The organism is Yersinia rohdei ATCC 43380, assembly GCF_000173775.1.
Lineage (GTDB): Bacteria > Pseudomonadota > Gammaproteobacteria > Enterobacterales > Enterobacteriaceae > Yersinia > Yersinia rohdei.
In genome coordinates this window covers 259356-281932 of the sequence record NZ_ACCD01000001.1, presented here as the reverse complement: position 1 = coordinate 281932, position 22577 = coordinate 259356, and the positions used below count along the sequence as shown (strand labels likewise).

Sequence of the window (22577 nt, the reverse complement as noted above, 5' to 3'; positions counted from 1 at the left end):
CAGTATAGGGTTGTTCAAAGATGAATATCTTGTTTAAATTCTCTGCAATAAACCACGTAGTAATTACAGCCGATAACTATTGCCTCATTTCAAAATAAGTCTTATAAGTTGAGATTAATTCTTAACAAGAATATTTAACCATTCAGATAGCATGGTTAAATATTGTATAGAATAGAGTCAATTAGAATTGCCAGCGCATCCAGGTAAACAAGACATTGCCATTATTATAAGTGCCGGGAATATAGGTGGTTTGTAACGCAAATCTATTATATTCGATCGAAACAAGCGGCAAAGGTATTGGGATAGGAATGTAATGATATTCATGGCGTGCGGTAATGCTGGCCGTAAAACCAACACCAAAACGCCAGCCGTCCATTTCACCCGGGATCCACATTTTCTGATAGCCATAACCTATAATAGGCTCAACTTCATTGTGTGAGTCCATAAATGCCATGGCATACACTGAATGCCAGTTGTTATTCTCATCATAGCGATACTTGCCATAACCTATACCCCAGGGCCTCTCATTGTATGACTCAATCTTGTCATCATCATAAGTCCAGCGGTTATGCCAAGTATTCAGCGGGATGTACAGCTCTTGATTGGGCGAATCCCAGGTGACAGAGATATTGTGCATAAGGCGCTGCCATAGGCTATCAGTCTCCACCGCAGGTGCAATTTGTTGCACTCTGGAGGATTGCTCTGGTGAAGATTTGTCATCCGCAGGCTCTGCGGAAGCTTGGCTCATCCATAGGCTACTGACAAAAGAAACAGTGATAATATATTTATAATCCATGGTGTGATTCTCTGATACTGATAAGGTGAAATAAGATCTCTTGGTATCAGATAATCTTTGTACCTATCAAAATTAATGACTAATAAACTTTATTTATAATCGAGTAAAGGTTATAACCTCAAACTTAAACAATGCTATAACGAGAAAGTAAAATAGAGTTTTTGACTAGCGAGAGAGTAAATTAAATTTAGCATGATGGCGTCAGGAAATGTCTTAATTTGCTTTTTCAGCACGAATTATTGGCATTTTTAGATGAGTTTTATTACATTTCTCATGACTAAAAATGAGTGTTTTTCTGTATATTTATACAAATAACATAAAGGATGCTGGCACTCATTTGGTGCATTTTATTTAACTAAGCTAATTTATTGCACCTATATGGCACAATAAAATCTCACTTGTATTACATATTCTCACTCTTAATTAATTATATTTTACTTGTTCTTCTTTATTAGAAACTGCCTTGAAGCATCCTAACTGAAGTGGTTATTTTTTAACCTCGTCTTTTTGTCGTAAAATATAAAGTTTTTTTATTGCCATTATGATTATTTTTTTGAACATAACCTGATATTAAGTAAGGAGTTAGCTTGCTGGTGGGGTGGATATCGTTCTGCCGCTGGGGTCAGGGGCTATCGCAACAGAAGCAGCGATATATTCGATTATTATATATTTAATGCTAATAAATTTTATACCGCTGTAGTTTTTAGTCACCCAGCTGAGATAGAAATCACCAAGAAACCACGTAAGAAAAATTATAAAAAGAGTTAGCTTAAATGTTAAAAACAAGGAAGAAAGCGCGACAAGACAGTATAAAAAAATAGAGCAGAAAATACGATGACCTTCAACAAATTTTAGCATATTTACGCATTCTTTATGTGCAACCGTTTCAAATATGTGCGACAGGTTCACCCTTGATTAAAAATGGCTTGCCATCGAATTCAGAGTATGTGATAACGCATATGGGTAAAACGAGGTACAGTTCTGTATATGTGTGGCATTTTCAGTAAAGAAGTTCTGAGTAAAGACGTTAGCGTTGAATACCGCTTCTCTGCCGATCCTTATCTTAGTGCCTCAAGCAGTAACGACTCTAGTTTGTCTATGTAAACGCCCAAGGGCGAGTTAAACAATCCAAAGGAAATACTCAAGATGGCAAAGATCAAAGGTCAAGTTAAGTGGTTCAACGAGTCTAAAGGTTTCGGTTTCATCACTCCAGCTGACGGCAGCAAAGATGTGTTCGTACACTTCTCTGCAATCCAGGGTAATGGCTTCAAAACCCTGGCTGAAGGCCAGAACGTAGAGTTCGAAATCCAAGACGGTCAGAAAGGTCCGTCTGCAGTAAACGTTACTGCAATCTAATCGGCTCTTTTGCTGTTAAAAACCCGCCTTTGTGCGGGTTTTTTTGTTTCTATGGCATTCCCCGTCAGTAAGTTAAGGCAAGATAATTAAGCCAGAATACTGATTGCGACCTTTAATGCCAGGGTGGGTTGGGTCAATAGCTTGTTGTTGGCTGGTGCGGCGGAAACTGGTGTATTTGAAGTGGCCTTCGTCATGCGGCGCTGTGGTGCATATTGTACAGTTGCCGACGCGGTCAATCTGCGGGATACCCGCCCCTTGTAATTGGTGCTCGGCAATCGCGGCGAGGTTAAGGTGGCGAAAGCGAGGTGAAATAATATTTTTCGCCAATGGGAGTTGTTTAATAAACTGCTCCACTAATTCTTCATTAACCTCGTAGCAGCAAGAGCGAGCGGCGGGGCCGACAGCGGCAACCCAATTTGCCGGGTCGTCATCGCGGGCAATGCGCTCAACCATTTTTAAGATAATGCCATCTAACAGGCCGCGCCATCCGGCATGAACCACAGCTATAGCTTTCCCTTGGCGTTGACTGAAAATAACCGGCAGGCAATCTGCGGTCAGGACTGTCAATAGAATGCCGGCCTGAGTGGTATAGAGGCCATCGGCTGCGCCGCATTCTTGTCCCGGTGCTGTGACATCAACAATAGTGGTGCCATGAACCTGTTTTTTATTGGCTTGAGAAGCCTGGTAAGGTTTGAGATTGTCGGGTAATAGCGCGGATTTATCGCCAAACCCGTGGCGGATAGTGGCGATGCGGCTAAGTTGCGGGGAAAAATCAGTCATAAGGCTTACCTAATGAAGAATAAGGATGCCAGTCAGTGTAAATCGTTTTTTGTCTTATTTACCATTTGTTCTTTTGGTAGGGCTGATCCTGTTGATTACCAGGGCAAACAGCTGCTTGCAACAGCACCAGGGCTTCTTTAGACTAACGCGACGTCTGCCGGTTTTTCTGGCGGTTATTCATCAGTTATCTGGAATTCAACCATGTCTTATCAGTGCCCCCTTTGTCATCAGGCCTTGCAGCAAAGCCAGCAACAGTGGCGTTGTTGTAATAATCACCAGTTTGATTGCGCCAAAGAGGGTTATGTCAATTTGATGCCGGTGCAACATAAGGGATCAAAACAACCGGGGGATAGCCCCGAGATGATGCAGGCCCGCCGGGCGTTTCTTGATGCGGGTTGTTATCAGCCTTTGCAGCAGCGCGTTTGTGAGATTCTGGATAAGGCGCTTCCTCTGGATGCCGCGATGTTGCTTGATATTGGGTGTGGCGAAGGCTATTACACTGCCGCCGTGGCAGAACGGCTAAATCGCCAGCGTCAGGTTTGCGTGTTTGGTTTAGATGTTGCCAAAGTGGCGGTAAGATATGGTGCAAAACGCTATCCTCAGGTGAATTTTTGTGTGGCCTCCAGTCACCGATTACCGTTTAACAATCAGTCTCTTGATGCTGTCTTGCGTATTTATGCACCTTGCAAGGCTGCTGAATTAGCTCGCACGGTAAAACCCGGCGGAATAGTGGTTACCGTGGTGCCCGGCCCACGTCATCTGTACCAATTAAAAGCCCTGATTTATGCCCAAGTACAACTCCATGATGATGCACAAGAGCATCTGGACGGGTTTGAATTAGTCAGTAGTGAACGATTGGCTTATGAAATGAAATTGACCGGCAAGCAAGGCGTTAACTTATTGCAAATGACGCCGTTTGCCTGGCGCGCCTCTATTGAGGTCGGGCAAGAGTTGGCTACACGACAGACATTTGTCTGTGAAACAGATTTTGTTATTGCTTTGCATCGTCGCAAAGCTGATTCCACTATTGACAGTAATAGACTAGAGAGTGACGAAGAACATATATGTGCTTAGTTTTGGCCTAATAAATCTCGGGCCACGGGTATATATAAACGAATGCTCGTTATTAAATACTATTAAGTAACGGGCACAGCATTTCTCTTAGGAGAAATATTATTATAATAATATAAACGTGTAATAAACCCCTGGTGCGGGATCAGTAATTAACTTAAGTCAAATTTATAGGATATTATATCTATAGTTGGGTGTTTTATTTAAGATCCAAGTTTCGCCAAGTTCTTCCGCCCGATTCAGTCACCAGAATTGAGGGGATAAACCTTATCTGTTCCGCGACTTTTAGTGCTAAATCAGCAACTTCTTGCTTGTTAAATGCACCATTTTCAAAGTTAAACTCTCCTTCTGGCAATTTATAGACTTTTTCCCTGCCGATAAAGCGGGTAAATCCTGCATCAATCATTTTCTTATTCAGGGTATCGTAATCGCCTTCTACTGCATTATGCAAAACCACACTGACCGTAAAATACGGCATATCTATGTTTCCCATCTCTAAATGATAATGCTTATATATCATGCCGTGATAATAGATATTTTGACCGGGGTCTAATTGCGGAAAATAGGATAAAAATAACCTTGCAAAAATCAGGTTATCCCCATCAGATGATGCTGAGTCATAGGCGTAGCCACTGCTTACGTGCATTGGGATTATTCTTAGTTAAAATAACATCACCGCTAAAGATCATGTTGATCACAGAATATATCTAAATCTTTTACCTATCGAAAAATAATCCCCGCGAAGTGCGGAAATGCTTGCATCGGCAAGTGTTATCCGGATAATCCTGAATCCTTATAATAAGCGTTCTCATTTATAATATTTAAAAAATTCAGGGGCATCAACACGATGAATAGAACTAGCGCTATCCGCGCGGGCCAGCAGCATCTTGCGCCACGTATTTTGTGTGTCATGATCGGTGCGGCACTCGGTACGTTATCGGCATCTTCATGGGCGGCTGCGGTGACTAATACTACAGCTGAAACCGGACAGACTGACGAGAGCAAAAAAAACGACACCATCACGGTAGTCGGGACGCAAGATACTTTCCGGGCGGGGGGCAATTCTCTCATCCCAACTTATTTAGATGGTCAGGTTGCTAATGGCGGTCGAATTGGCTTCCTTGGGCAGCAAGATGCCCGTAACGTGCCATTTAACGTGATTGGTTATACCTCTAAACTGATTGAAGATCAGCAGGCACGGACACTGGCCGATGTGGTGAGTAATGATGCGTCAGTGCAGAATGTTCGCGGCTATGGTAATGCATCGCAAAATTTCCGTATTCGTGGTTTTAACCTCGATGGTGATGATATTTCATTTGGTGGGTTGTTCGGCGTATTGCCACGTCAGGTTATTGATACCAGCATGGTTGAGCGGGTTGAAGTATTTAAAGGCCCGAACGTATTTGTAAATGGTATTTCGCCAAGTGGTAGTGGTGTTGGCGGAATGATTAACCTGGAACCTAAACGTGCGGGTGATACGCCATTGACTCGCGTTAGCGTTGATTATACTTCTGCCGCCAAAATCGGCGGGGCGCTGGATGTAGGCCGCCGCTTTGGTGACAATGATCAATTCGGTGTGCGGGTTAATGCTTTGCATCGAGAAGGCGAAACTGCCATTCATGACCAAAAAGATCGTACTACGGCTCTCTCAACCGGCTTAGATTATCGGGGTGAGCGTGCTCGCACCTCTCTTGATGTCGGTTACCAAAAACAAACTGTCCATGGTATGCGTACTGATGTCGCTATTGGTAGCGCCACAGTTATCCCGGAACCGCCTGCAGCCACTTTAAATTACGGCCAGCAGTGGATTTATACGGATATGACGACGACTTTTGGTATGTTGCGCAGTGAATATGACCTGAGCCAGAATTGGACTGTTTATGGTTCTATTGGCGCGAGTCATAATGATGAAACCGGTCAATACGGTTCACCTAAACTGACGGATAATAATGGTAACGCCACTATCAGCCGCTTATATGTGCCCTATATCTCTGACTCTATCGCCGGTTTAGGTGGTGTACGTGGGCATTTCGATACTGGCCCGATAACGCATAAAGTTAACTTTGGTTATGCTGCCAACTACCGTACGGCTAAATCTGCTTGGAATATGTCAAACCCAGTAGATACCAGCATCTATAACCCTGGGTATGTCCCTTTCCCGCCAACATCATCTAGTAGCCCAAATCAGAACCCAATACTAAACAGTCAGGTTCGAGCTAGCAGTATCTCTGTATCTGATACTTTATCGGTGTTAGATGAAAAAGTGCAGTTGGTGTTAGGCCTGCGCCGTCAGGATCTGGTTATCCGCAACTTTAACAATGGTGTGCCTGACAGCACCAATGTGCAAGATGCAATGAAAGTTACTCCAGTCTACGGGGTGTTGGTTAAACCATGGGAAAATGTCTCTCTATATGCTAACCATATTGAGTCGTTATCTCCGGGTAAAGTTGCACCTTGGTACACTGCTAATGCGGGTAATGTAACCGGTATTATTCATGCTAAGCAGAATGAAGTTGGGGTGAAGTTTGATAACAAACGCTACGGCGGCACGTTAGCATTGTTTGAAATTACCCGGCCAGCAGGCTCTATTGATGCAACCACCAATGTGTACTCGCTGGGTGGCGAACAACGTAACCGTGGTGTCGAGTTGAATGTCTTCGGTGAGCCGGTATTTGGTACCCGTCTGTTAGGTAGTGCAGTCTGGCTAGATCCAATCTTGACACAGGCTCAAGATAGCAAAAATAATGGCAATTATGCTGTGGGTGTCGCTCGTTATCAGTTGGTGTTTGGTGGTGAATACGACATTAAAACAGTTGAAGGTTTAACGGCCACCGGTACTGTGACGCGTTCAGGTTCGCAATATGCTAACGATGCCAATACGCTAAAATTGAAACCTTGGACACGTCTGGATTTAGGTATGCGCTACACCATGCCGCTGAAAGATACCAGCCTGACATGGCGTGCTAACGTTGAGAACGTAACCAATGAACGCTATTGGGAATCTGTTGAAGATACAGGCACTTATATGTACCAAGGGAACCCGCGCGAGCTGAAACTTTCTGTCGCAATGGACTTCTAATAAGGCCTTGATGTCAGTCTGCTTAATTGGACTCTACATAACAATAAACCCCGCTATTCTCACGAATGCGGGGTTTATTTTTGGCGGCTCTGGGTGATGGCCGCTGACTTTATTTTATGACGAGAATGAAACGCTGCGCATTAGGCTGCGACACGATAAATATGCTCGTATAGAATATTAAAGCCGATAGCGATAAGCACAATACCGCCGGCGATTTCAGCGCGTTTACCCAGTAGCGGGCCAATATAGCGGCCAATCAGCATCCCGAGTGTGGCCATTATCATGGTCGCCATCCCAATAGCCATCGCCGTGTGAAGAATATTCACTTGCAAGAAGGCCAAGCCGACACCAATAGCCATAGCATCCAGACTGGTGGCGATGGCGGTCATGACTAAGACCCAGAAACTGTGGCTACGCAATTTTTCGGTTTCTTCGACGTGCTGTTTCGTGCCTTCAAAAATCATTCGGCAACCCAGAATAAACAGCAGGCTAAAGGCAATCCAATGATCCCATTCCAAAATATATTGGCTGGCGAACAGGCCAATGCACCAACCAATTAATGGGGTTATTGCTTCGATGACACCAAAAATAAGACCGGTGCGCAGCGCTTCTCTAAAACGGGGTTTGTGTAGACTGGCACCTTTACCGATAGAAACGGCAAACGCATCCATAGACATAGCTAAAGCAAGAACAACAGTTGCAGATAAATTCATAGAAATAGTCTCGGCCGGGCGGCTCCATATACACGTAACCCACCCCCAACCTAACGACGGAGCTACGTGTCTATGGTCTCGCCAACCTTACCTGGCTGCCCGCACCACGTTCTAGAAAAAGAACGAGTATGTTGATACGGGCGTTTCTATTTACTGCATAGAAACCGGCTACTCCCCATGAACGGCGCAACCTTAACATATAAATTCTAATTGCGACAACCCCAAAAATAATATGGCAAACTAATGCTATTGATAATGATTTTCATTATCGAGGCTTGGGCGAAAAATAGCACAGATAAGCATCATTAATGGTATGGAAATAAGCAGGGAAGGGAGGGGGATTATGTTGGGAAATTAATCAGTTTACAAAATAATTAATTAACTCACTCCCCACTAAGTTTTTCTTTATGCTTGATTTTCAATGAAAAAGTTATAAATTTTTTCTAGGTCATCTAATTTTTTAACTTGGATTAGTAATTTACGCTGCTCTAACTCAATGACTAAGATTCCATCTTCCGATAAATTCATACTTTTTATTCGGCTATATTCAATAAAAGTATTAGCATAGAAGAAACCTGTATTTTTAAACAACAATTTAGGCCAGCGGATATAAGAGATATAAACCGCAACTAGCGCTAATCCTACTAATAAATAGGTGGTCAATGGCGCACCTTTTGCCATGACATTATTGTAAACAAGAATAGCAATTAACCCGACAAAGATTGCGCAGTCGATTTTGTTTTTACGTTTTAGGTGAATTTGTAGCCGGGTTTTGCCTTTCATCATGTTCATGATGAACTCATCATAGATGGCATAAGCAAGTAGCAGGGCAATAAAAACAATTAATACTAAATCAGTAACCGACATGCATATATCCTTTGAACTTGGCGCAGCGGGGCTATTTTCTTTGCCGCAACACCGATGTCTTTGGGTATCGAACTGTGTCAAAAATAAATAACCGGGAGCATGCCCCCGGTTTTATCGCGACCTAACGTTAGGTTTATGGTGCCAGGAAGCCAATCCAGTAACCGAAGATACCGATGGCGAAGAAGCCCATAATAATCCACAACGCGTTAACTTTACGGCGTAACAACCACATACAACCGAAGGTTAACAGCAATGGCACCAAGCCTGGCATCAACTGATCCAAAATGGTTTGCACCGTGGTAACTGTGGTTTCGCCATTCGGGTTGGTTATCTTGGACACCACTACCGGTATGTTGACGTGCGTCCACTTGTTAACCAAGGCCCCCATAACAAACAGGCCGAGGATAGACGCCCCTTCCGTCAGTTTTTGTAGCAGGCCACCGTCCATATCGCTAACGATATTGACACCTTTTTTGTAGCCGTAAGCCACACCGTAATAACGTGTTAATAAACGTACCAAGTTAAACAGTATGAAGAACAGCAATGGCCCCAGCAAGCTACCGCTCATCGCGATACCGGCACCAAGGGCCGCAAACACTGGGCGCACAGTACCCCAGAAGATTGGGTCACCGACACCGGCCAATGGCCCCATCAGACCGACTTTGATCCCGTTAATTGCAGCGTCATCAATCTCGGCACCATTGGCTCTCTGCTCTTCCATCGCCAGTGTTACGCCCAGTATTGGGGCCGCAACATAAGGTTGGGTGTTGAAGAATTCCAGATGGCGTTTTATAGCCTGTTTACGTTCTTCCGAGTTCTCTGGATACAGACGACGGATCGCCGGCACCATGGAGAAACAGAAACCGAGCGCCTGCATGCGTTCAAAGTTCCACGACCCTTGGAAGAGGTTAGAGCGGAGAAACACACCACGGATATCCGCGGGCGTGAGTTTCTTTTCACCTGTAGCTGTCGCAGTAACAGTTGTTGTATCAACCATTTCTCTCACCTTTTCCTAGTCTAATTCGTTATCAAGATCGTTATTGGCCGGGCCAGACTGAACGACAACCTGAGACTTGTTGTATTTCGGGCTGAGCTGGATATAAAGCAGGGCCATAACCACACCAATAACACCCAATGCCACCAGGTTGAAGTTGGTAAATGCGGCAGTAACGAAACCTAAATAGAAGAATGGCATCAGGTAGCCTGCACGCATCATGTTGATAACCATGGCGTAACCAACTACAACAATCATACCGCCAGCAATATTCAGACCGCTGGTAACCACTTCAGGAATCGAGCTGAGCATCATCTGAACTTCAGATGTTCCGACGGATAGAGCCACAATCAGTGCAGGAATTGCGATACGCATTGCTTGCAAGAACAGTGCGGAGATGTGAATCCAGGTAATCGCTCTTAGGCTGCCTCGCTCGGCGGCACCATCGGCAGCATGCTGGAAGGCCACGGTAACAGTACGTACGATGATGGTTAATACCTGACCTGCGGCTGCCAATGGAATGGCCAGTGCGATACCCGCACCAATGTCTTGACCGCCGGCAATAACCAGGATGGTAGAAATAATCGATGCCAGAGCTGCATCCGGTGCCACTGCGGCGCCGATGTTCATCCAGCCGAGTGCGATCATTTCCAAAGTACCACCAATGATGATACCGGTTTTCATGTCACCCAGAACCAAACCTACTAAGGTACAGGCCACCAGGGGGCGGTGAAATTGGAACTCATCCAGAATGGAGCCCATCCCGGCGATACATGCAACTATGAATATCAGCACAATCTGAAGAGTTGTGATCTCCATTGTACTTCTCCTATGACCAAAAAAGCTGAGTAAAAATAACCGAGTCCCAAAGCAGAACAGGGCATAACCTTGCTACGTCGTTTTGAGTAAAGCTATTTATTAAGTTTGCTAATCAAGTCCATCATTTTGAGCCGGCTATCCGAAGACACTTTTCGGACTTCCAGTTCAATACCGCGAGCATTTAATTTATTAAAAGCTTCAATATCTTGTTCATCAACGGAAACAGCATTGTTCACCTGGGTTTTACCCTGACGGAATGCCATACCACCGACATTGACTGACTTAATGTCTACGCCACCCTCAACCAGACGCAGGACGTCAGTGGGGTTGGTAAATAACAACATTACTCGGTCTTTGGCATATTTCGGGTTGTTGTAAACGCGAATTGCTTTTTCAACATCAACGACGTGCGCCGTCACACCCGGAGGAGCAACTTGTTTGAGTAAGGTGCTACGCATTTTGTCAGCAGCAACTTCATCACTGATAACAATGATGCGGTTTACGTTAGTTTCTTTAGTCCAACGTGTGGCGACTTGCCCGTGGATTAAGCGGTCATCAATACGTGCCAGCCCGATCTTCATATGATCGTTCGGGCCTAACGCGACAGCCGGAGCTTGGGTTTTTGGTGCTGGAGCAGTTTGTTGCGGCTCGGGCTTATCATTCTTCACTTCAGCCGCTTTAAGTGCCTTAACACCTTCACGCCCCGTTTCTACTGCCACTGCAACCAATTCGGCAAATGATGGATTATCATCACGGGCCATAAAGGTTTCAGCCAGCATCGGAATGTTAACCCCGGTGACGACCTCATAGTTTTCTTTATCGATGGCAATACGACTGGCAGCGTTAAACGGGCTACCACCCCAGGTATCAACCAGGAATAACACACCTTTACTGGTGTCCAGTCCGGTCAATTTACCGTTGTATTTCTCAATCAACGTTTCGGCATTCTCACCAGGGATGAAATCAATATAAGCGACGTTAGCTTGCTCGCCTAAAATCATTTCAGCTGTTTTCAGCAGTTGTTCTGCCGCAGCCCCATGTGTGCCAATGATAATAGCTATACTCACTCGCTACCCCCTCTGTTAACTCAGAATTGAGTTCTCGCACGTAACCGAAAAACCAGTATTCCCCAACAACATTTCAGTACACCTTGAATCTATTATGATAGTCACAATGTCAGCTCGCTGCTGGCGATTTATTCACAATGACAATGAATCGATTCAGGTACATACCTCGATGTACTGGATGTGATTTATTTTAGTCAGTGAAAAAATAAATTATGTGACGATGCTCATTTATTGGGACATGTTATTAATGATTTGGCTTATTTGGATAATTAATAAACACATATATGAGTGATATTGATGTTTTAAGCCCCTAAGCCGCTCATCACAGAATTATTTTTATGTTTATAATTAGGGCGATCAGTATGAATACTGACTGCTGACCTCTTTTTTCGCAGGAGAAATTTTAGTATCGAAAAAATAACCGGATGCATGCCGAAGAGTTCTAAAGGGGCGGGGTTATAAATCAGGCTATGCTGACAAAACAATTCCTGATAAAGTTAACGGCTCTATTAATTGTCAGGAGTTAAGGGCCTCAGCTCTCCCTATGGACTGTCACCGAAGTTACTGTTTCTCTAGCGTTAAAACCCAACCAGTGGGTTTAAATCTGGTAATCAAATCACGCACCTTTGCTGCGTATAATTTCACCCGATCTTTCTGCGTATCTATACTGACAACCGTACTGCGGCGTTTTGCTGTTTCTGTCAGTGGTCGCACATCATCTCAATCGTGTTCTTATTCTCGGAGTCTGATATGGAATTTCTAATGGACCCCTCAATCTGGGCAGGGTTATTTACGTTGGTGGTGCTGGAAATTGTTCTGGGTATTGATAACCTGGTATTCATTGCCATTCTGGCCGATAAACTACCGCCTAAACAAAGAGATAAAGCTCGAATCATCGGCCTGTCTCTGGCATTGATTATGCGTTTGGGGCTGCTGTCGGTCATTTCCTGGATGGTAACGCTGACCACGCCGCTATTTAGTGTCGGCAGTTTTAGTTTCGCTGGACGAGATCTGATTTTGCTGGTGGGGGGGCTGTTCTTGCTATTTAAAGCTACCACCGAGCTACATGAACGGCTGGAGGGTAACCAGCACGATGACAGTGCGAATCGAGGTTATGCCAGCTTCTGGGCTGTAGTGGCACAGATTGTCGTGTTGGATGCGGTCTTCTCCCTGGATGCGGTGATTACTGCGGTGGGGATGGTCAATGACTTGGCCATTATGATGACCGCGGTAGTGATAGCGATGGGTGTGATGCTGCTGGCATCAAAATCACTGACTAACTTCGTGAATGCGCACCCGACCGTGGTCGTGCTGTGCTTAAGCTTCCTGTTAATGATTGGTTTGAGTCTAATCGCTGAAGGTTTTGGTTTCCACATTCCAAAAGGTTACCTCTACGCGGCCATCGGCTTCTCTATCCTGATTGAACTGTTTAACCAAATTGCACGGCGCAACTTCATTAAACAAGAGTCTCGCTTGCCAAGACGCCAGCGCACGGCTGAAGCCATTATCCGGTTAATGGGTGGGCGTCAACAGCAGGAGCCGCAAAAGGGTGACTCGCCGCTGGTGATGCCAACAGAGGCCTTTGCGGAAGAAGAGCGCTATATGATAAGTGGCGTGCTGACGTTGGCCTCCCGTTCATTACGCAGCGTGATGACACCGCGAACTGAGATTTCTTGGGTGGATTGTAATCGTTCACAAGCCGAAATCCGCGAACAGCTGCTGGACACACCGCACAGCTTGTTCCCAGTCTGTCGTGACTCACTGGATCAGATAGTCGGCGTGGTTCGGGCCAAAGATCTGTTAGTGGCGATTGAACGCGGCGACTCTATCTCTGAGTTTGCGGCGGCGACACCACCTATAGTTGTGCCTGATACTATGGACGTGATTAATCTGCTAGGCGTCTTGCGCAAAGCAAAAGGCCGCCTGGTGGTGGTTAATGACGAATTTGGTGTGGTGCAAGGGTTGGTAACACCGCTGGACGTGTTGGAAGCTATCGCCGGTGAATTCCCTGACGAAGATGAAACGCCGGATATTATCACCGATGGTGATGGTTGGTTGGTGAAAGGCGGGGCCGATTTGCACTCGCTGGAGCAGGCACTGGATTGCCAGGAACTGGTAAGCCCGACCGCAGATTATGCTTCGCTGGCTGGAATGCTGTTGTCTCATTCAGGTCATATGCCAACGGCGGGTGATGTGGTTGAATTGCATAACCTGCGTTTTGAGATAATGGAAGTTTCAGACTACCGTATCGAATTAGTGCGCATCACTAAATTGAACAACGAGCAGGAAGAGTAAGACCGGCGTAAAAGCCGATAAAAAGGGGAGCTTCGGCTCCCCTTATTTGTGTGTGTATTCGGCAAAAAAATTAATTACATTGCACTTTAATGGCCAAACCACCACGGGACGTTTCGCGGTATTTGGCATTCATATCTTTACCGGTTTCAAACATGGTCTCGATAACTTTATCCAATGAGACGCGCGGTTCACTGGTACGGCGCATGGCCATGCGCGCTGAGTTAATCGCTTTAACTGATGCAATCGCATTACGTTCAATGCAAGGCACTTGAACCTGACCGGCAACCGGGTCACAAGTCAGACCCAAATTGTGTTCCATGCCAATTTCAGCGGCGATACACACTTGCACCGGGCTGGCACCCAGCAATTCAGCCAAGCCCGCGGCAGCCATAGAGCAAGCCACACCCACTTCTCCCTGACAGCCCACTTCAGCACCTGAAATAGAGGCATTCATCTTATACAAAATCCCGACCGCACCTGATGACAGGAAATAGCGAATAAAGATGTCTGGTGTCACCGGCTCAATAAAGTGGTCGTAATACGCCAATACCGCCGGGACGATACCACAGGCACCATTGGTTGGCGCGGTGACGACACGGCCCCCTGCGGCATTCTCTTCGTTGACCGCTAGCGCAAACATATTGACCCAGTCAATGACATTCATTGGGTCACTGGACAGTTTATCGGACGAAACTAACAGCCGGCGGAGCGCAGAGGCACGGCGCGGGACGCGCAATGGGCCAGGGAGTACGCCCTCGGTATTCAAACCGCGATCAATACAGGCTCGCATAGTTTGCCAAATCGCGGTGAAGTAAGACTCGATTTCTTCTTTGCTGTGCATTGCCAGTTCATTCTGCATCACCATTCCGGAAATGGACATGCCATGTTCCTTGCAGTTCGCCAGGATTTCTTCAGCAGAATTAAATGGATAGGGCACACTGACGGCATTGACGGCGGCTTTGCCAAAATGCTCTTCATCAACGATAAAACCGCCGCCAATGGAATAATAGGTTTTGCTCAGCACTTTTTCATCGCCAGCAAAGGCGTGGATCTGCATAGCATTCTCATGCAGTGGCAGGTTATCGCTGCGGAAGACCATCCCGCCTTCTCGAGGGAAGTCAACTTCATGCAACCCATTGGCCAGCATCAGTTTCTGCCGCAATTCAACATCACGAATAAACGCCGGAATGCTGTCGATATCAACGGTATCAGGCATGTTACCTGCCAAACCCATAATAATGGCGATATCGGTGTGGTGACCTTTCCCGGTCAGGGACAATGAGCCATAAACATCAACGGCTACACGCGTGACTGACGGCATCAACCCTTGAGTTACCAGCAAATCTGCAAACTCTTTGCCAGCTTTCATTGGGCCAACAGTGTGAGAGCTGGAGGGGCCGATACCAATCTTGAACATGTCAAATACGCTAATCACGCTAAAACTCCTTAACAACGCCTTTTGTTATTCCTGACCCGTATGTATCTGGCTGAGAATATTTGTATTAAGTATAGGGTTTCTGTGGGCAGCAGTAGGCTACTTAGATAAAGCCTTGCTACCACAGCCCCTGTTAATTTGGGTCTACTGGTGTTGGCGGTCTCAATTTGATGCCGCAACAGTGATATATCGCTACTAATTTATGCCCTTTATCTATAAAGATGCAGGGTTGTTGGTTGCCATTTCGCAACCAACTCATTGAGTTATCTCAACGTTTGGATTGATTCAGTTACTGCATTGCTGTAACTCAAAATCTATTGGGTCTGTATCGCTATCACTATCAGGCCTTAACCCTAGTTTTATAGTGGTTTATAGTGATGAACGATATTTTACAGATATTTCATAACGCTGACAGGCCAGTTTACAGTTTTTTTAAAATGGATGTGCAGAGAAAATAGAGTAAAAATCGAGATAATGAGGTGATAGGGATCGCTTTATTCTGTAATTCGGATTTTTTAGCGACCATGCTGTGACCTTGGTCACTCATTAACCATATTTGCTGTGTGGCCTTAGTGCTAAATACTGACCTGTTGCGCCAGGCGGCGAATAATCGCTGCGGTCAGACCCCAGATAAATTGGCTTTCATACCATGAAAGATAGATTCGATGATTGATTCCTCCTCGATGGATATCCAGCGAATAGTAGCGTGACAAGCTTAGCGCCTCGCGCAGGGGGATTTCAAACCAGTCAGCAACTTCATCTTCATTAGCATGAAAGACAATATTATCAGGAACTAAGCCCACGATTGGCGTGACCTGAAACCCACTAGAGCTATCCAGTGGTGCCAATTGCCCTAATACCTGTACCGCCGAGGCGGGGATGGCGACTTCTTCTTGTGCTTCTCGCAGCGCAGTCTCAATTAGCGAGCAATCTTGGGGATCGGCTTTGCCGCCGGGGAAGGCCACTTGGCCGGCATGCTTGCGTAAATTATCCGAGCGCCGGGTCAGAAGTAATGTGGGTTCTGGCCGGCAAATGATGGGGATTAATACCGCTGCATGGTGGTTATTGGTCGAGTAACTCCCCGGTTGTGGCTGCTGCAACTGGAATCTGCTAATAAATTCAGACAAAGTTTGCCCGCAAAGAGATTTATGTGCCGTCAAGTCACTCATAGCATGGCCACTCAGTCATTAAGGATTTTCCAATTGCGGTAATATGCGGGCGATTTTATCGAATGTTTCCTGATATTCAGCCTGTTCTTGACTGTCTGCGACAATTCCCCCGCCAGCGGAGCAATAGATTTTGCCGTTTTCGGTGAGTAGCGTGCGAATGGTGATATTGGTATCCATAGTGCCGCAGCAACTAATATAGCCAATGTTACCGCAATAGGCATTGCGGCGTTGTGGCTCCAATTGCTCGATAATTTCCATCGCCCGAATTTTTGGTGCGCCGGTTATTGACCCCCCTGGGAAACAGGCCCGCAGCAGGTCGGTTGGTGGTGTTTCTGCCGGTAATGTCGCGGTAATGGTACTGACCAAGTGATGTACCGCCGGGAAAGGTTCGACGACAAATAGCTCTGGCACCCGCACCGTGCCGGGTTGTGCCACGCGGCCAATATCATTGCGCAGCAGATCAACTATCATCAGGTTTTCAGCGCGGTCTTTGGTGGAATTGGCCAGGCGCACCGCCTGTAAACGGTCTTGTTCTGGGTCGTCTAAGCGCGGCAAAGTGCCTTTGATTGGGCGGGTCTGGATTTGGTGGTTTTCCAACCATAAAAAGCGCTCTGGCGACACAGATAAAACCGTGTTTTGTTCTAAGCGAATAAAAGCTGAAAACGGCGCTCTATTACTGCGGCTCAAAGAGAGGAATGCTTGCCATTCATCCCCTTGATATTCTGCACTAAATCTTTGGGCCAAATTAATTTGATAGCAGTCGCCACTGTGCAAATAGTCCTGAATTTGACGAAATTTTTCGCCATATTGTTCACGCGACATATTAGCCTGCCACCGGCTGGTCAACTTGAAGGGCTGGGGGGCGGCGGTATTTTTCTGCTGCTGTAACCAAATAAGGCGTTGCTCGGCATCCCCCTGGCACACCAGTGTCAGTTTCTGCAAATGGTGGTCGGCTATTAATGCCCAATCATACAAACCTATTGCCATGTCCGGCAGCGCGATATCTTGCTCGGCTAATTCAGGTAACACTTCAACCCGACGGCCCAAATCATAACCCAATAGCCCCAAGGCACCGCCCAAAAACGGCAGATCGGGGTGGGGCGTTAAGGCGGGTGAGAATTTATCTAACTGCTGCTGTAATAAAGAGAAAGGATTTTGGCGGGAGGTTATCCGCTGTTGAACACTGATAATCTCGGTTTGCGCACCACGCGTGGTGAGTGTGACTCGCGGGTCAGCCACCAGAATATCAAAACGATTATGCTCATGTTCAGCAAACCCAGAGTGCAGCAGCATGGCCCAAGCTTGATGGGCGAGGGGGGCAAATTGCAAAAGCAGGGCGTCAGGCTGATAAGGTAATGTTTTGAAGGTCAGGGATTTCACACTCATGGGTCACTATTCTTTTCTTTCGACAAGCTATATTAGGCGGCGTCATTGCATGTCCGCAATGGGTGGTGCGGAAGATTAGCATAAATTATCACAGTATTTGGCGTCAGTAGCATTTGAGCAGTGAATTCACCGGAGATCAGAATAAACAGGTATACTGAATCAATTATATGCAGGAGATAAATCAATGTTAGCGGGTATGCCTTCACTTTCTCATGAGGAACAGCAAGAGGCTGTCGAACGTATTCACAAATTCATGTCGGAAGGAATGAGCAGCGGCGAGGCGATTGCCTTGGTGGCAGCGGAAATTCGCGAGCGGCACCAAAATGATCCACAAGCCATGCCTATCTTTGAAGATTCTGACTTTGATGACCATGCTGATTCTGATTATCGTCGTGATAATGAGAAAGATGCAGACGAAATAGAAGACCATTACGAGGGCTAAGCCCCAAGTTACTGCTCTTTAATGTGGTTAAACCCGCCGAAGCTGGCGGGTTTATTTATCAGGGATTACTGACCACTCACCACCACTGCGCCCGCCGCCCGTATGGCTACGTCAATGGCGGTCTCAATGTCATCCGCCACGGCCAGCGCCACACCTAATCGCCGTTTCCCGGCAATTTCCGGTTTACCAAATAGGCGAATTTGCGTATCACCGACCAAGGCAGTTTCCAGCCCGTGGTAAATAATATTCTGGCTGGTTAATTCAGGTAAAATAACCGCAGAGGCGGCCGCGCCATACTGACGAATAGTGCCGATCGGCAGCCCCAAAAATGCCCGTACATGCAAGGCAAACTCAGACATATTCTGCGAAATTAAAGTCACCATGCCAGTATCATGTGGGCGTGGAGACACTTCACTGAAAATAACCTCGTCACCACAAACAAACAATTCCACACCAAATAACCCATAGCCACCCAAGGCGGTCACCACTTGTGATGCAATAGCTTTGGCGCGCGCTAAGGCCGTGTCGCTCATCGCCTGCGGCTGCCAGGACTCACGATAATCGCCGTCTTCTTGACGATGACCAATAGGTGCACAGAAATGAATGCCATCGACGGCACTGATGGTCAGCAGGGTAATTTCAAAGTCAAAGTGCACCAGCCCTTCGACAATCACTCTGCCGCCGCCTGCACGCCCCCCTTGTTGGGCATAATCCCATGCAGTTTGCAGTTGATCTTCCGTGCGGATCAAACTCTGGCCTTTGCCGGAAGAACTCATAACCGGCTTCACAATACAGGGATAACCTATCTCACTGACCGCCTGACGAAATGCACTTTCAGTATCGGCAAACTGGTAACTGGACGTCGGTAATTGCAAGGTTTCTGCCGCCAGACGGCGAATACCTTCGCGGTTCATCGTCAGGCGGGTGGCTTCGGCGCAAGGCACAACCCGCTGGCCCATTTTTTCCAATTCAACCAGCATATCGGTGGCGATAGCTTCAATTTCCGGCACGATATAGTGCGGTTTTTCCTGTTCGACTAACTGCTTCAGCGCCGCACCATCCAGCATATTAATCACATGGCTACGATGGGCGACATGCATCGCGGGTGCATCGGCATAGCGATCAACTGCGATCACTTCCAGCCCCAGCCTCTGGCATTCAATAGCCACTTCTTTGCCCAGCTCTCCAGAGCCAAGCAACATGACACGAGTGGCATTTGGGCGCAGGGCGGTTCCAATAGTCAGCATAATTAGGTACCTACATCAGTGGGAAAGGGACACATTCATTTGACGCGAGACAGATTTTACGGGCGCTAGTATAAGGTAAAATAGCAACGAAAACGATTGCGTAGCTAAGTAATTGTGGCAAATGAGCTCATTAGTGAGTGAATTTTTTGATGTTTATCTTGGGTAATTTGAGACGAAAAGGGTAACCGCTCTATAACGTGGGTTTTTTGCGCGGTTTTTTGCAGTATATTTCCGGCAATGGCCCTAACTCTGGTATTATCGCGCCAAAATCTTGCGTTTGCCTTCAGGGCATCGCTGCCATTCCATTCAGTTATATAAGAGTTACTGCCGTGAGCACAACGTCCTTTTCTTCCCTGACACTGCCTGCTGAGCAACTGTCCAATCTTAATGAACTTGGCTATACCGAAATGACTCCGGTACAGGCCGCCGCATTACCGGCAATCCTCAATGGGCAGGATGTCCGGGCAAAAGCCAAAACCGGCAGTGGCAAAACTGCAGCATTTGGTATTGGTGTGCTGGATAAAATTGCCGTGGGCGAGTTTGTTACTCAGGCCCTGGTCTTATGCCCCACTCGCGAACTGGCTGATCAGGTTAGCAAAGAGTTGCGCCGCCTGGCCCGTTTCACTCAAAACATTAAAATTCTGACTCTGTGTGGCGGCCAACCTATGGGCCATCAACTGGATTCTCTGGTGCATGCGCCGCATATTGTGGTGGGAACTCCAGGGCGAATTCAGGAACATTTACGCAAAAAAACGCTGATACTTGATGACCTCAAAATTCTGGTGTTGGATGAAGCCGACCGCATGCTGGATATGGGTTTTGCCGACGCCATTGACGACGTTATTTCTTATACCCCGCCACAGCGCCAGACCTTGTTATTCTCTGCCACTTATCCGCAAGGGATTGAGCAAATCAGTGCGCGAGTTCAGCGCCAGCCAGTCAATGTTGAGGTTGATGATGGTGATGAAGCACCTGCAATTGAGCAAGTGTTTTTCGAAACCACCCGTGAAAAACGGTTGCCGCTGCTGATTTCTGTCCTTAGCCACTATCAGCCCGAATCTTGTGTGGTGTTCTGCAACACCAAGAAAGATTGCCAAAATGTGTATGAAGCCTTGGAGTCACGCGGTATCAGTGTGTTGGCTTTGCACGGTGATTTAGAGCAACGCGATCGCGATCAAGTGCTGGTGCGTTTTTCTAACCGCAGTTGCCGGGTATTGGTGGCCACGGATGTTGCAGCTCGTGGTCTGGATATCAAAGATCTGGCGCTGGTGGTCAACTTTGAACTGGCGTTTGACCCCGAAATTCACGTGCACCGCATTGGCCGTACCGGGCGGGCAGGGATGAGCGGGCTGGCAGTGAGTTTGTGTACCCCACAAGAAATGACACGCGCACATGCCATTGAAGATTATCTGCAAATGAAACTGAAATGGACGCCAGCAGATCAAGTCAGCCGCAGTGCGAACACCATGCTGGAACCCGATATGGTGACGCTATGCATTGATGGTGGGCGCAAAGCCAAAATTCGCCCTGGGGATATTCTGGGCGCATTAACCGGGGATGCCGGCCTGACTGCCGCGGATGTGGGTAAAATCGACATGTTCCCAGTGCATGCCTATGTTGCTATCCGCAAGTCTTGCGCCAAACGTGCTCTTGCTCAGCTACAGCAGGGTAAAATCAAAGGCAAAAACTGCAAAGCCCGATTATTAAAATAATCACCACGGGACGATGGCGGTTGCATCGTCCCAATAAATTACATTATACTGTGTTTATGTACAGTAATCTGTAAGTGAAAAGGACGTGTACCAATGGCCGTTGAAATAAAATTCGTCGTGGTAAGACAGGGTGAGGAAAAAATGACTTTCACAACCAAAAAAGAAGCCGATGCCTACGATAAAATGCTTGATTTGGCTGATAATTTGTCTGAATGGTTGTCACAAGCACCGTTAACTCTTGAAGAAGAACAACGCGAGGCATTGAGTTTCTTCCTTGCCGAGCATAAAGATGCATTGGGGCAAATTCTGCGCGGTGCCAGCCCGAGCACGCCGGCTGATCCAGCGCTGAAACTAACCGCTGAAAAAAATGTAGCAGAGAAAAAATCCAAACCTGAAGAAAATCAAGCGGCTTAATCTGTCAGCTTGCGGCAGAAAATGAAAAAGGGATCTAAAATGAATCGTGAAATCACCTTTTTTCGCCGGTTTGAGGCAGATATCCTGGCGGATCGTAAAACAATCACTATCCGCGATAGCAGTGAATCTGATTTCCACCCAGGTGAAACCCTGCGTGTATGCCGTAATGAAGACGGCGTATTCTTCTGCCACATAGTGGTCAAGTCCGTCACTCCGGTTACATTGGATGCCCTGTCTGACCGCCATGCAGAGCAAGAAAATATGCCGTTGGATGAGCTGAAAAAAGTCATTAAGGATATCTATCCGGGTCAGGAACAGTTTTATGTGATTGAATTTACGCGGTGTTAACTTAGCTGAGTTAGCATCGTCGAGTTAATTAAGCCGTATTAACTCTGTAACCCTCTTTTCAATCATTGTTCCAGCCATAGGATAGAAATAATAATATCTGGAGGAATGATGAGAAAGACAGAACTCGGTTTGATATTGCTCACTGCACTGGCAGGAATAAGCCAGAGTGTACAGGCCCAAGAGCCACGGGTAGCAAAAATACCTGCTTGTACCGGTTTAAATCAATCTCAGGTTGCAACGCAAGTTAAACGGGATTTTTTGCAAAATCGGATAACGCGTTGGGAAGCGGATAAAAAACAACTGGGAACGGATAGCCCGGTAGTTTGGATTAGCGCGGTAGATATTACAGGCAAGGATGATGTCTGGCAGGTGCCATTGACCGCCCGCGGCAATAAGGGCGATAAAACTTATCAGGTGGTACTCGACTGCAAGGCGGGTTCTATTACCTATAATGGCCCTCAATAACCGCGACTGAGTAAAATGTATTTTTGCTAAACAGGTGTCGGAGCGCATTGTTCTGCGCCTGTCTATATTTCCTCCATTCAATATGCTGCCTGACACGCTTTTAACATCTTATTTATCATTTA

General features: G+C 46.5%; 22 protein-coding genes and 1 riboswitch. Of the genes, 10 read left to right on the top strand and 12 right to left on the bottom strand.

What is annotated here, in order from left to right; translation table 11 throughout:
• Nucleotides 1-181: 181 nt before the first annotated feature.
• Complete coding sequence (gene pagP / locus YROHD0001_RS15845) at nucleotides 182-796, bottom strand: lipid IV(A) palmitoyltransferase PagP (RefSeq protein WP_004713143.1); 615 nt, start codon at nucleotides 794-796, stop codon at nucleotides 182-184.
• A gap of 987 nt (nucleotides 797-1783) precedes the next feature.
• Here pagP and YROHD0001_RS15850 point away from each other — a divergent pair.
• Together YROHD0001_RS15850 and cspE are read left to right on the top strand one after the other, a co-directional pair.
• Nucleotides 1784-1900: a DUF2627 domain-containing protein gene (locus YROHD0001_RS15850; RefSeq protein ID WP_002211058.1), complete on the top strand. Its 117-nt coding sequence runs from the start codon at nucleotides 1784-1786 to the stop codon at nucleotides 1898-1900.
• Between the two features lie 42 nt (nucleotides 1901-1942).
• On the top strand, nucleotides 1943-2152 hold the full coding sequence (cspE, locus tag YROHD0001_RS0117170) for a transcription antiterminator/RNA stability regulator CspE (RefSeq protein WP_002221949.1): 210 nt from the start codon (nucleotides 1943-1945) through the stop codon (nucleotides 2150-2152).
• A gap of 72 nt (nucleotides 2153-2224) precedes the next feature.
• Here cspE and pgeF read toward each other — a convergent pair whose 3' ends face one another.
• Nucleotides 2225-2932 carry a peptidoglycan editing factor PgeF gene (pgeF, locus tag YROHD0001_RS15855; protein WP_004713142.1) on the bottom strand — a complete coding sequence of 236 codons (708 nt, stop codon included), beginning with the start codon at nucleotides 2930-2932 and terminating at the stop codon, nucleotides 2225-2227.
• A gap of 201 nt (nucleotides 2933-3133) precedes the next feature.
• Here pgeF and rlmA point away from each other — a divergent pair, with 201 nt between their 5' ends.
• Nucleotides 3134-4006 carry a 23S rRNA (guanine(745)-N(1))-methyltransferase gene (gene rlmA / locus YROHD0001_RS15860; RefSeq protein ID WP_004713141.1) on the top strand — a complete coding sequence of 291 codons (873 nt, stop codon included), beginning with the start codon at nucleotides 3134-3136 and terminating at the stop codon, nucleotides 4004-4006.
• 196 nt (nucleotides 4007-4202) lie between these two features.
• Here rlmA and YROHD0001_RS0117165 read toward each other — a convergent pair whose 3' ends face one another.
• Nucleotides 4203-4481, bottom strand: coding sequence for a hypothetical protein (locus tag YROHD0001_RS0117165; RefSeq protein WP_032816048.1), 279 nt, complete (start codon nucleotides 4479-4481; stop codon nucleotides 4203-4205).
• A 369-nt stretch (nucleotides 4482-4850) separates the two neighbouring features.
• Here YROHD0001_RS0117165 and YROHD0001_RS15865 point away from each other — a divergent pair, with 369 nt between their 5' ends.
• Nucleotides 4851-7082, top strand: coding sequence for a TonB-dependent receptor (locus YROHD0001_RS15865; protein WP_004713139.1), 2232 nt, complete (start codon nucleotides 4851-4853; stop codon nucleotides 7080-7082).
• A 140-nt stretch (nucleotides 7083-7222) separates the two neighbouring features.
• Here the strand turns inward: YROHD0001_RS15865 and mntP are convergent, their stop codons facing one another.
• The 5 genes from mntP to manX form a co-directional block, all read right to left on the bottom strand.
• Complete coding sequence (gene mntP / locus YROHD0001_RS15870) at nucleotides 7223-7795, bottom strand: manganese efflux pump MntP (protein WP_004713137.1); 573 nt, start codon at nucleotides 7793-7795, stop codon at nucleotides 7223-7225.
• Between the two features lie 10 nt (nucleotides 7796-7805).
• A riboswitch (yybP-ykoY riboswitch) is annotated at nucleotides 7806-7984 on the bottom strand.
• 216 nt (nucleotides 7985-8200) lie between these two features.
• Nucleotides 8201-8662 carry a DUF986 family protein gene (locus YROHD0001_RS15875; protein ID WP_004713136.1) on the bottom strand — a complete coding sequence of 154 codons (462 nt, stop codon included), beginning with the start codon at nucleotides 8660-8662 and terminating at the stop codon, nucleotides 8201-8203.
• 133 nt (nucleotides 8663-8795) lie between these two features.
• Nucleotides 8796-9659: a PTS mannose transporter subunit IID gene (locus YROHD0001_RS15880; RefSeq protein WP_004713135.1), complete on the bottom strand. Its 864-nt coding sequence runs from the start codon at nucleotides 9657-9659 to the stop codon at nucleotides 8796-8798.
• 15 nt (nucleotides 9660-9674) lie between these two features.
• Nucleotides 9675-10475: a PTS mannose/fructose/sorbose transporter subunit IIC gene (locus YROHD0001_RS15885; protein ID WP_032815929.1), complete on the bottom strand. Its 801-nt coding sequence runs from the start codon at nucleotides 10473-10475 to the stop codon at nucleotides 9675-9677.
• 92 nt (nucleotides 10476-10567) lie between these two features.
• The gene (manX, locus tag YROHD0001_RS15890; protein ID WP_004713133.1) at nucleotides 10568-11542 is read right to left on the bottom strand and encodes a PTS mannose transporter subunit IIAB; all 975 of its coding nucleotides are present in this window, start codon (nucleotides 11540-11542) and stop codon (nucleotides 10568-10570) included.
• Between the two features lie 750 nt (nucleotides 11543-12292).
• On the opposite strand from manX, the gene YROHD0001_RS15895 reads away from it, so the two are divergent.
• Nucleotides 12293-13837, top strand: a complete 1545-nt coding sequence (locus YROHD0001_RS15895) for a TerC family protein (RefSeq protein ID WP_032815928.1) — start codon at nucleotides 12293-12295, stop codon at nucleotides 13835-13837.
• 70 nt (nucleotides 13838-13907) lie between these two features.
• Here YROHD0001_RS15895 and YROHD0001_RS15900 read toward each other — a convergent pair whose 3' ends face one another.
• From YROHD0001_RS15900 to pabB, 3 genes are all read right to left on the bottom strand, one after another.
• On the bottom strand, nucleotides 13908-15272 hold the full coding sequence (locus YROHD0001_RS15900) for an L-serine ammonia-lyase (RefSeq protein WP_032815926.1): 1365 nt from the start codon (nucleotides 15270-15272) through the stop codon (nucleotides 13908-13910).
• 575 nt (nucleotides 15273-15847) lie between these two features.
• Nucleotides 15848-16441 (bottom strand): CoA pyrophosphatase, encoded by a 594-nt coding sequence (locus tag YROHD0001_RS15905; RefSeq protein WP_004713128.1) that lies wholly within the window; start codon nucleotides 16439-16441, stop codon nucleotides 15848-15850.
• 18 nt (nucleotides 16442-16459) lie between these two features.
• On the bottom strand, nucleotides 16460-17827 hold the full coding sequence (pabB, locus tag YROHD0001_RS15910) for an aminodeoxychorismate synthase component 1 (protein ID WP_004713127.1): 1368 nt from the start codon (nucleotides 17825-17827) through the stop codon (nucleotides 16460-16462).
• Nucleotides 17828-18011: 184 nt separating this feature from the next.
• Between pabB and YROHD0001_RS15915 the strand changes: the two genes are divergently transcribed.
• Nucleotides 18012-18269, top strand: coding sequence for a YoaH family protein (locus YROHD0001_RS15915; protein WP_004713126.1), 258 nt, complete (start codon nucleotides 18012-18014; stop codon nucleotides 18267-18269).
• Nucleotides 18270-18334: 65 nt separating this feature from the next.
• Here YROHD0001_RS15915 and purT read toward each other — a convergent pair whose 3' ends face one another.
• Entirely contained in the window at nucleotides 18335-19516 is a 1182-nt protein-coding gene (gene purT, locus YROHD0001_RS15920) for a formate-dependent phosphoribosylglycinamide formyltransferase (RefSeq protein ID WP_004713124.1), read from the bottom strand.
• Between the two features lie 329 nt (nucleotides 19517-19845).
• Between purT and dbpA the strand changes: the two genes are divergently transcribed.
• From dbpA to yebF, 4 genes are all read left to right on the top strand, one after another.
• The gene (dbpA, locus tag YROHD0001_RS15925) at nucleotides 19846-21228 is read left to right on the top strand and encodes an ATP-dependent RNA helicase DbpA (protein ID WP_032816047.1); all 1383 of its coding nucleotides are present in this window, start codon (nucleotides 19846-19848) and stop codon (nucleotides 21226-21228) included.
• A gap of 93 nt (nucleotides 21229-21321) precedes the next feature.
• A complete protein-coding gene (locus YROHD0001_RS15930; protein WP_004713122.1) occupies nucleotides 21322-21642 on the top strand; it encodes a YebG family protein in 321 nt (106 codons plus the stop codon).
• A 39-nt stretch (nucleotides 21643-21681) separates the two neighbouring features.
• Complete coding sequence (gene yqfB / locus YROHD0001_RS15935; protein ID WP_004713121.1) at nucleotides 21682-21990, top strand: N(4)-acetylcytidine aminohydrolase; 309 nt, start codon at nucleotides 21682-21684, stop codon at nucleotides 21988-21990.
• Nucleotides 21991-22098: 108 nt separating this feature from the next.
• Nucleotides 22099-22455: a protein YebF gene (gene yebF / locus YROHD0001_RS15940; RefSeq protein WP_032815925.1), complete on the top strand. Its 357-nt coding sequence runs from the start codon at nucleotides 22099-22101 to the stop codon at nucleotides 22453-22455.
• Nucleotides 22456-22577: the final 122 nt, after the last annotated feature.

Bases quoted from the DNA above. Each gene is read 5' to 3' on its own strand.
- pagP (WP_004713143.1), bottom strand. From the start codon at position 796: ATGGATTATAAATATATTATCACTGTTTCTTTTGTCAGTAGCCTATGG.
- YROHD0001_RS15850 (WP_002211058.1), top strand. From the start codon at position 1,784: ATGTGTGGCATTTTCAGTAAAGAAGTTCTGAGTAAAGACGTTAGCGTT.
- cspE (WP_002221949.1), top strand. From the start codon at position 1,943: ATGGCAAAGATCAAAGGTCAAGTTAAGTGGTTCAACGAGTCTAAAGGT.
- pgeF (WP_004713142.1), bottom strand. From the start codon at position 2,932: ATGACTGATTTTTCCCCGCAACTTAGCCGCATCGCCACTATCCGCCAC.
- rlmA (WP_004713141.1), top strand. From the start codon at position 3,134: ATGTCTTATCAGTGCCCCCTTTGTCATCAGGCCTTGCAGCAAAGCCAG.
- YROHD0001_RS0117165 (WP_032816048.1), bottom strand. From the start codon at position 4,481: ATGCCGTATTTTACGGTCAGTGTGGTTTTGCATAATGCAGTAGAAGGC.
- YROHD0001_RS15865 (WP_004713139.1), top strand. From the start codon at position 4,851: ATGAATAGAACTAGCGCTATCCGCGCGGGCCAGCAGCATCTTGCGCCA.
- mntP (WP_004713137.1), bottom strand. From the start codon at position 7,795: ATGAATTTATCTGCAACTGTTGTTCTTGCTTTAGCTATGTCTATGGAT.
- YROHD0001_RS15875 (WP_004713136.1), bottom strand. From the start codon at position 8,662: ATGTCGGTTACTGATTTAGTATTAATTGTTTTTATTGCCCTGCTACTT.
- YROHD0001_RS15880 (WP_004713135.1), bottom strand. From the start codon at position 9,659: ATGGTTGATACAACAACTGTTACTGCGACAGCTACAGGTGAAAAGAAA.
- YROHD0001_RS15885 (WP_032815929.1), bottom strand. From the start codon at position 10,475: ATGGAGATCACAACTCTTCAGATTGTGCTGATATTCATAGTTGCATGT.
- YROHD0001_RS15895 (WP_032815928.1), top strand. From the start codon at position 12,293: ATGGAATTTCTAATGGACCCCTCAATCTGGGCAGGGTTATTTACGTTG.
- YROHD0001_RS15905 (WP_004713128.1), bottom strand. From the start codon at position 16,441: ATGAGTGACTTGACGGCACATAAATCTCTTTGCGGGCAAACTTTGTCT.
- pabB (WP_004713127.1), bottom strand. From the start codon at position 17,827: ATGAGTGTGAAATCCCTGACCTTCAAAACATTACCTTATCAGCCTGAC.
- YROHD0001_RS15915 (WP_004713126.1), top strand. From the start codon at position 18,012: ATGTTAGCGGGTATGCCTTCACTTTCTCATGAGGAACAGCAAGAGGCT.
- purT (WP_004713124.1), bottom strand. From the start codon at position 19,516: ATGCTGACTATTGGAACCGCCCTGCGCCCAAATGCCACTCGTGTCATG.
- YROHD0001_RS15930 (WP_004713122.1), top strand. From the start codon at position 21,322: ATGGCCGTTGAAATAAAATTCGTCGTGGTAAGACAGGGTGAGGAAAAA.
- yqfB (WP_004713121.1), top strand. From the start codon at position 21,682: ATGAATCGTGAAATCACCTTTTTTCGCCGGTTTGAGGCAGATATCCTG.
- yebF (WP_032815925.1), top strand. From the start codon at position 22,099: ATGAGAAAGACAGAACTCGGTTTGATATTGCTCACTGCACTGGCAGGA.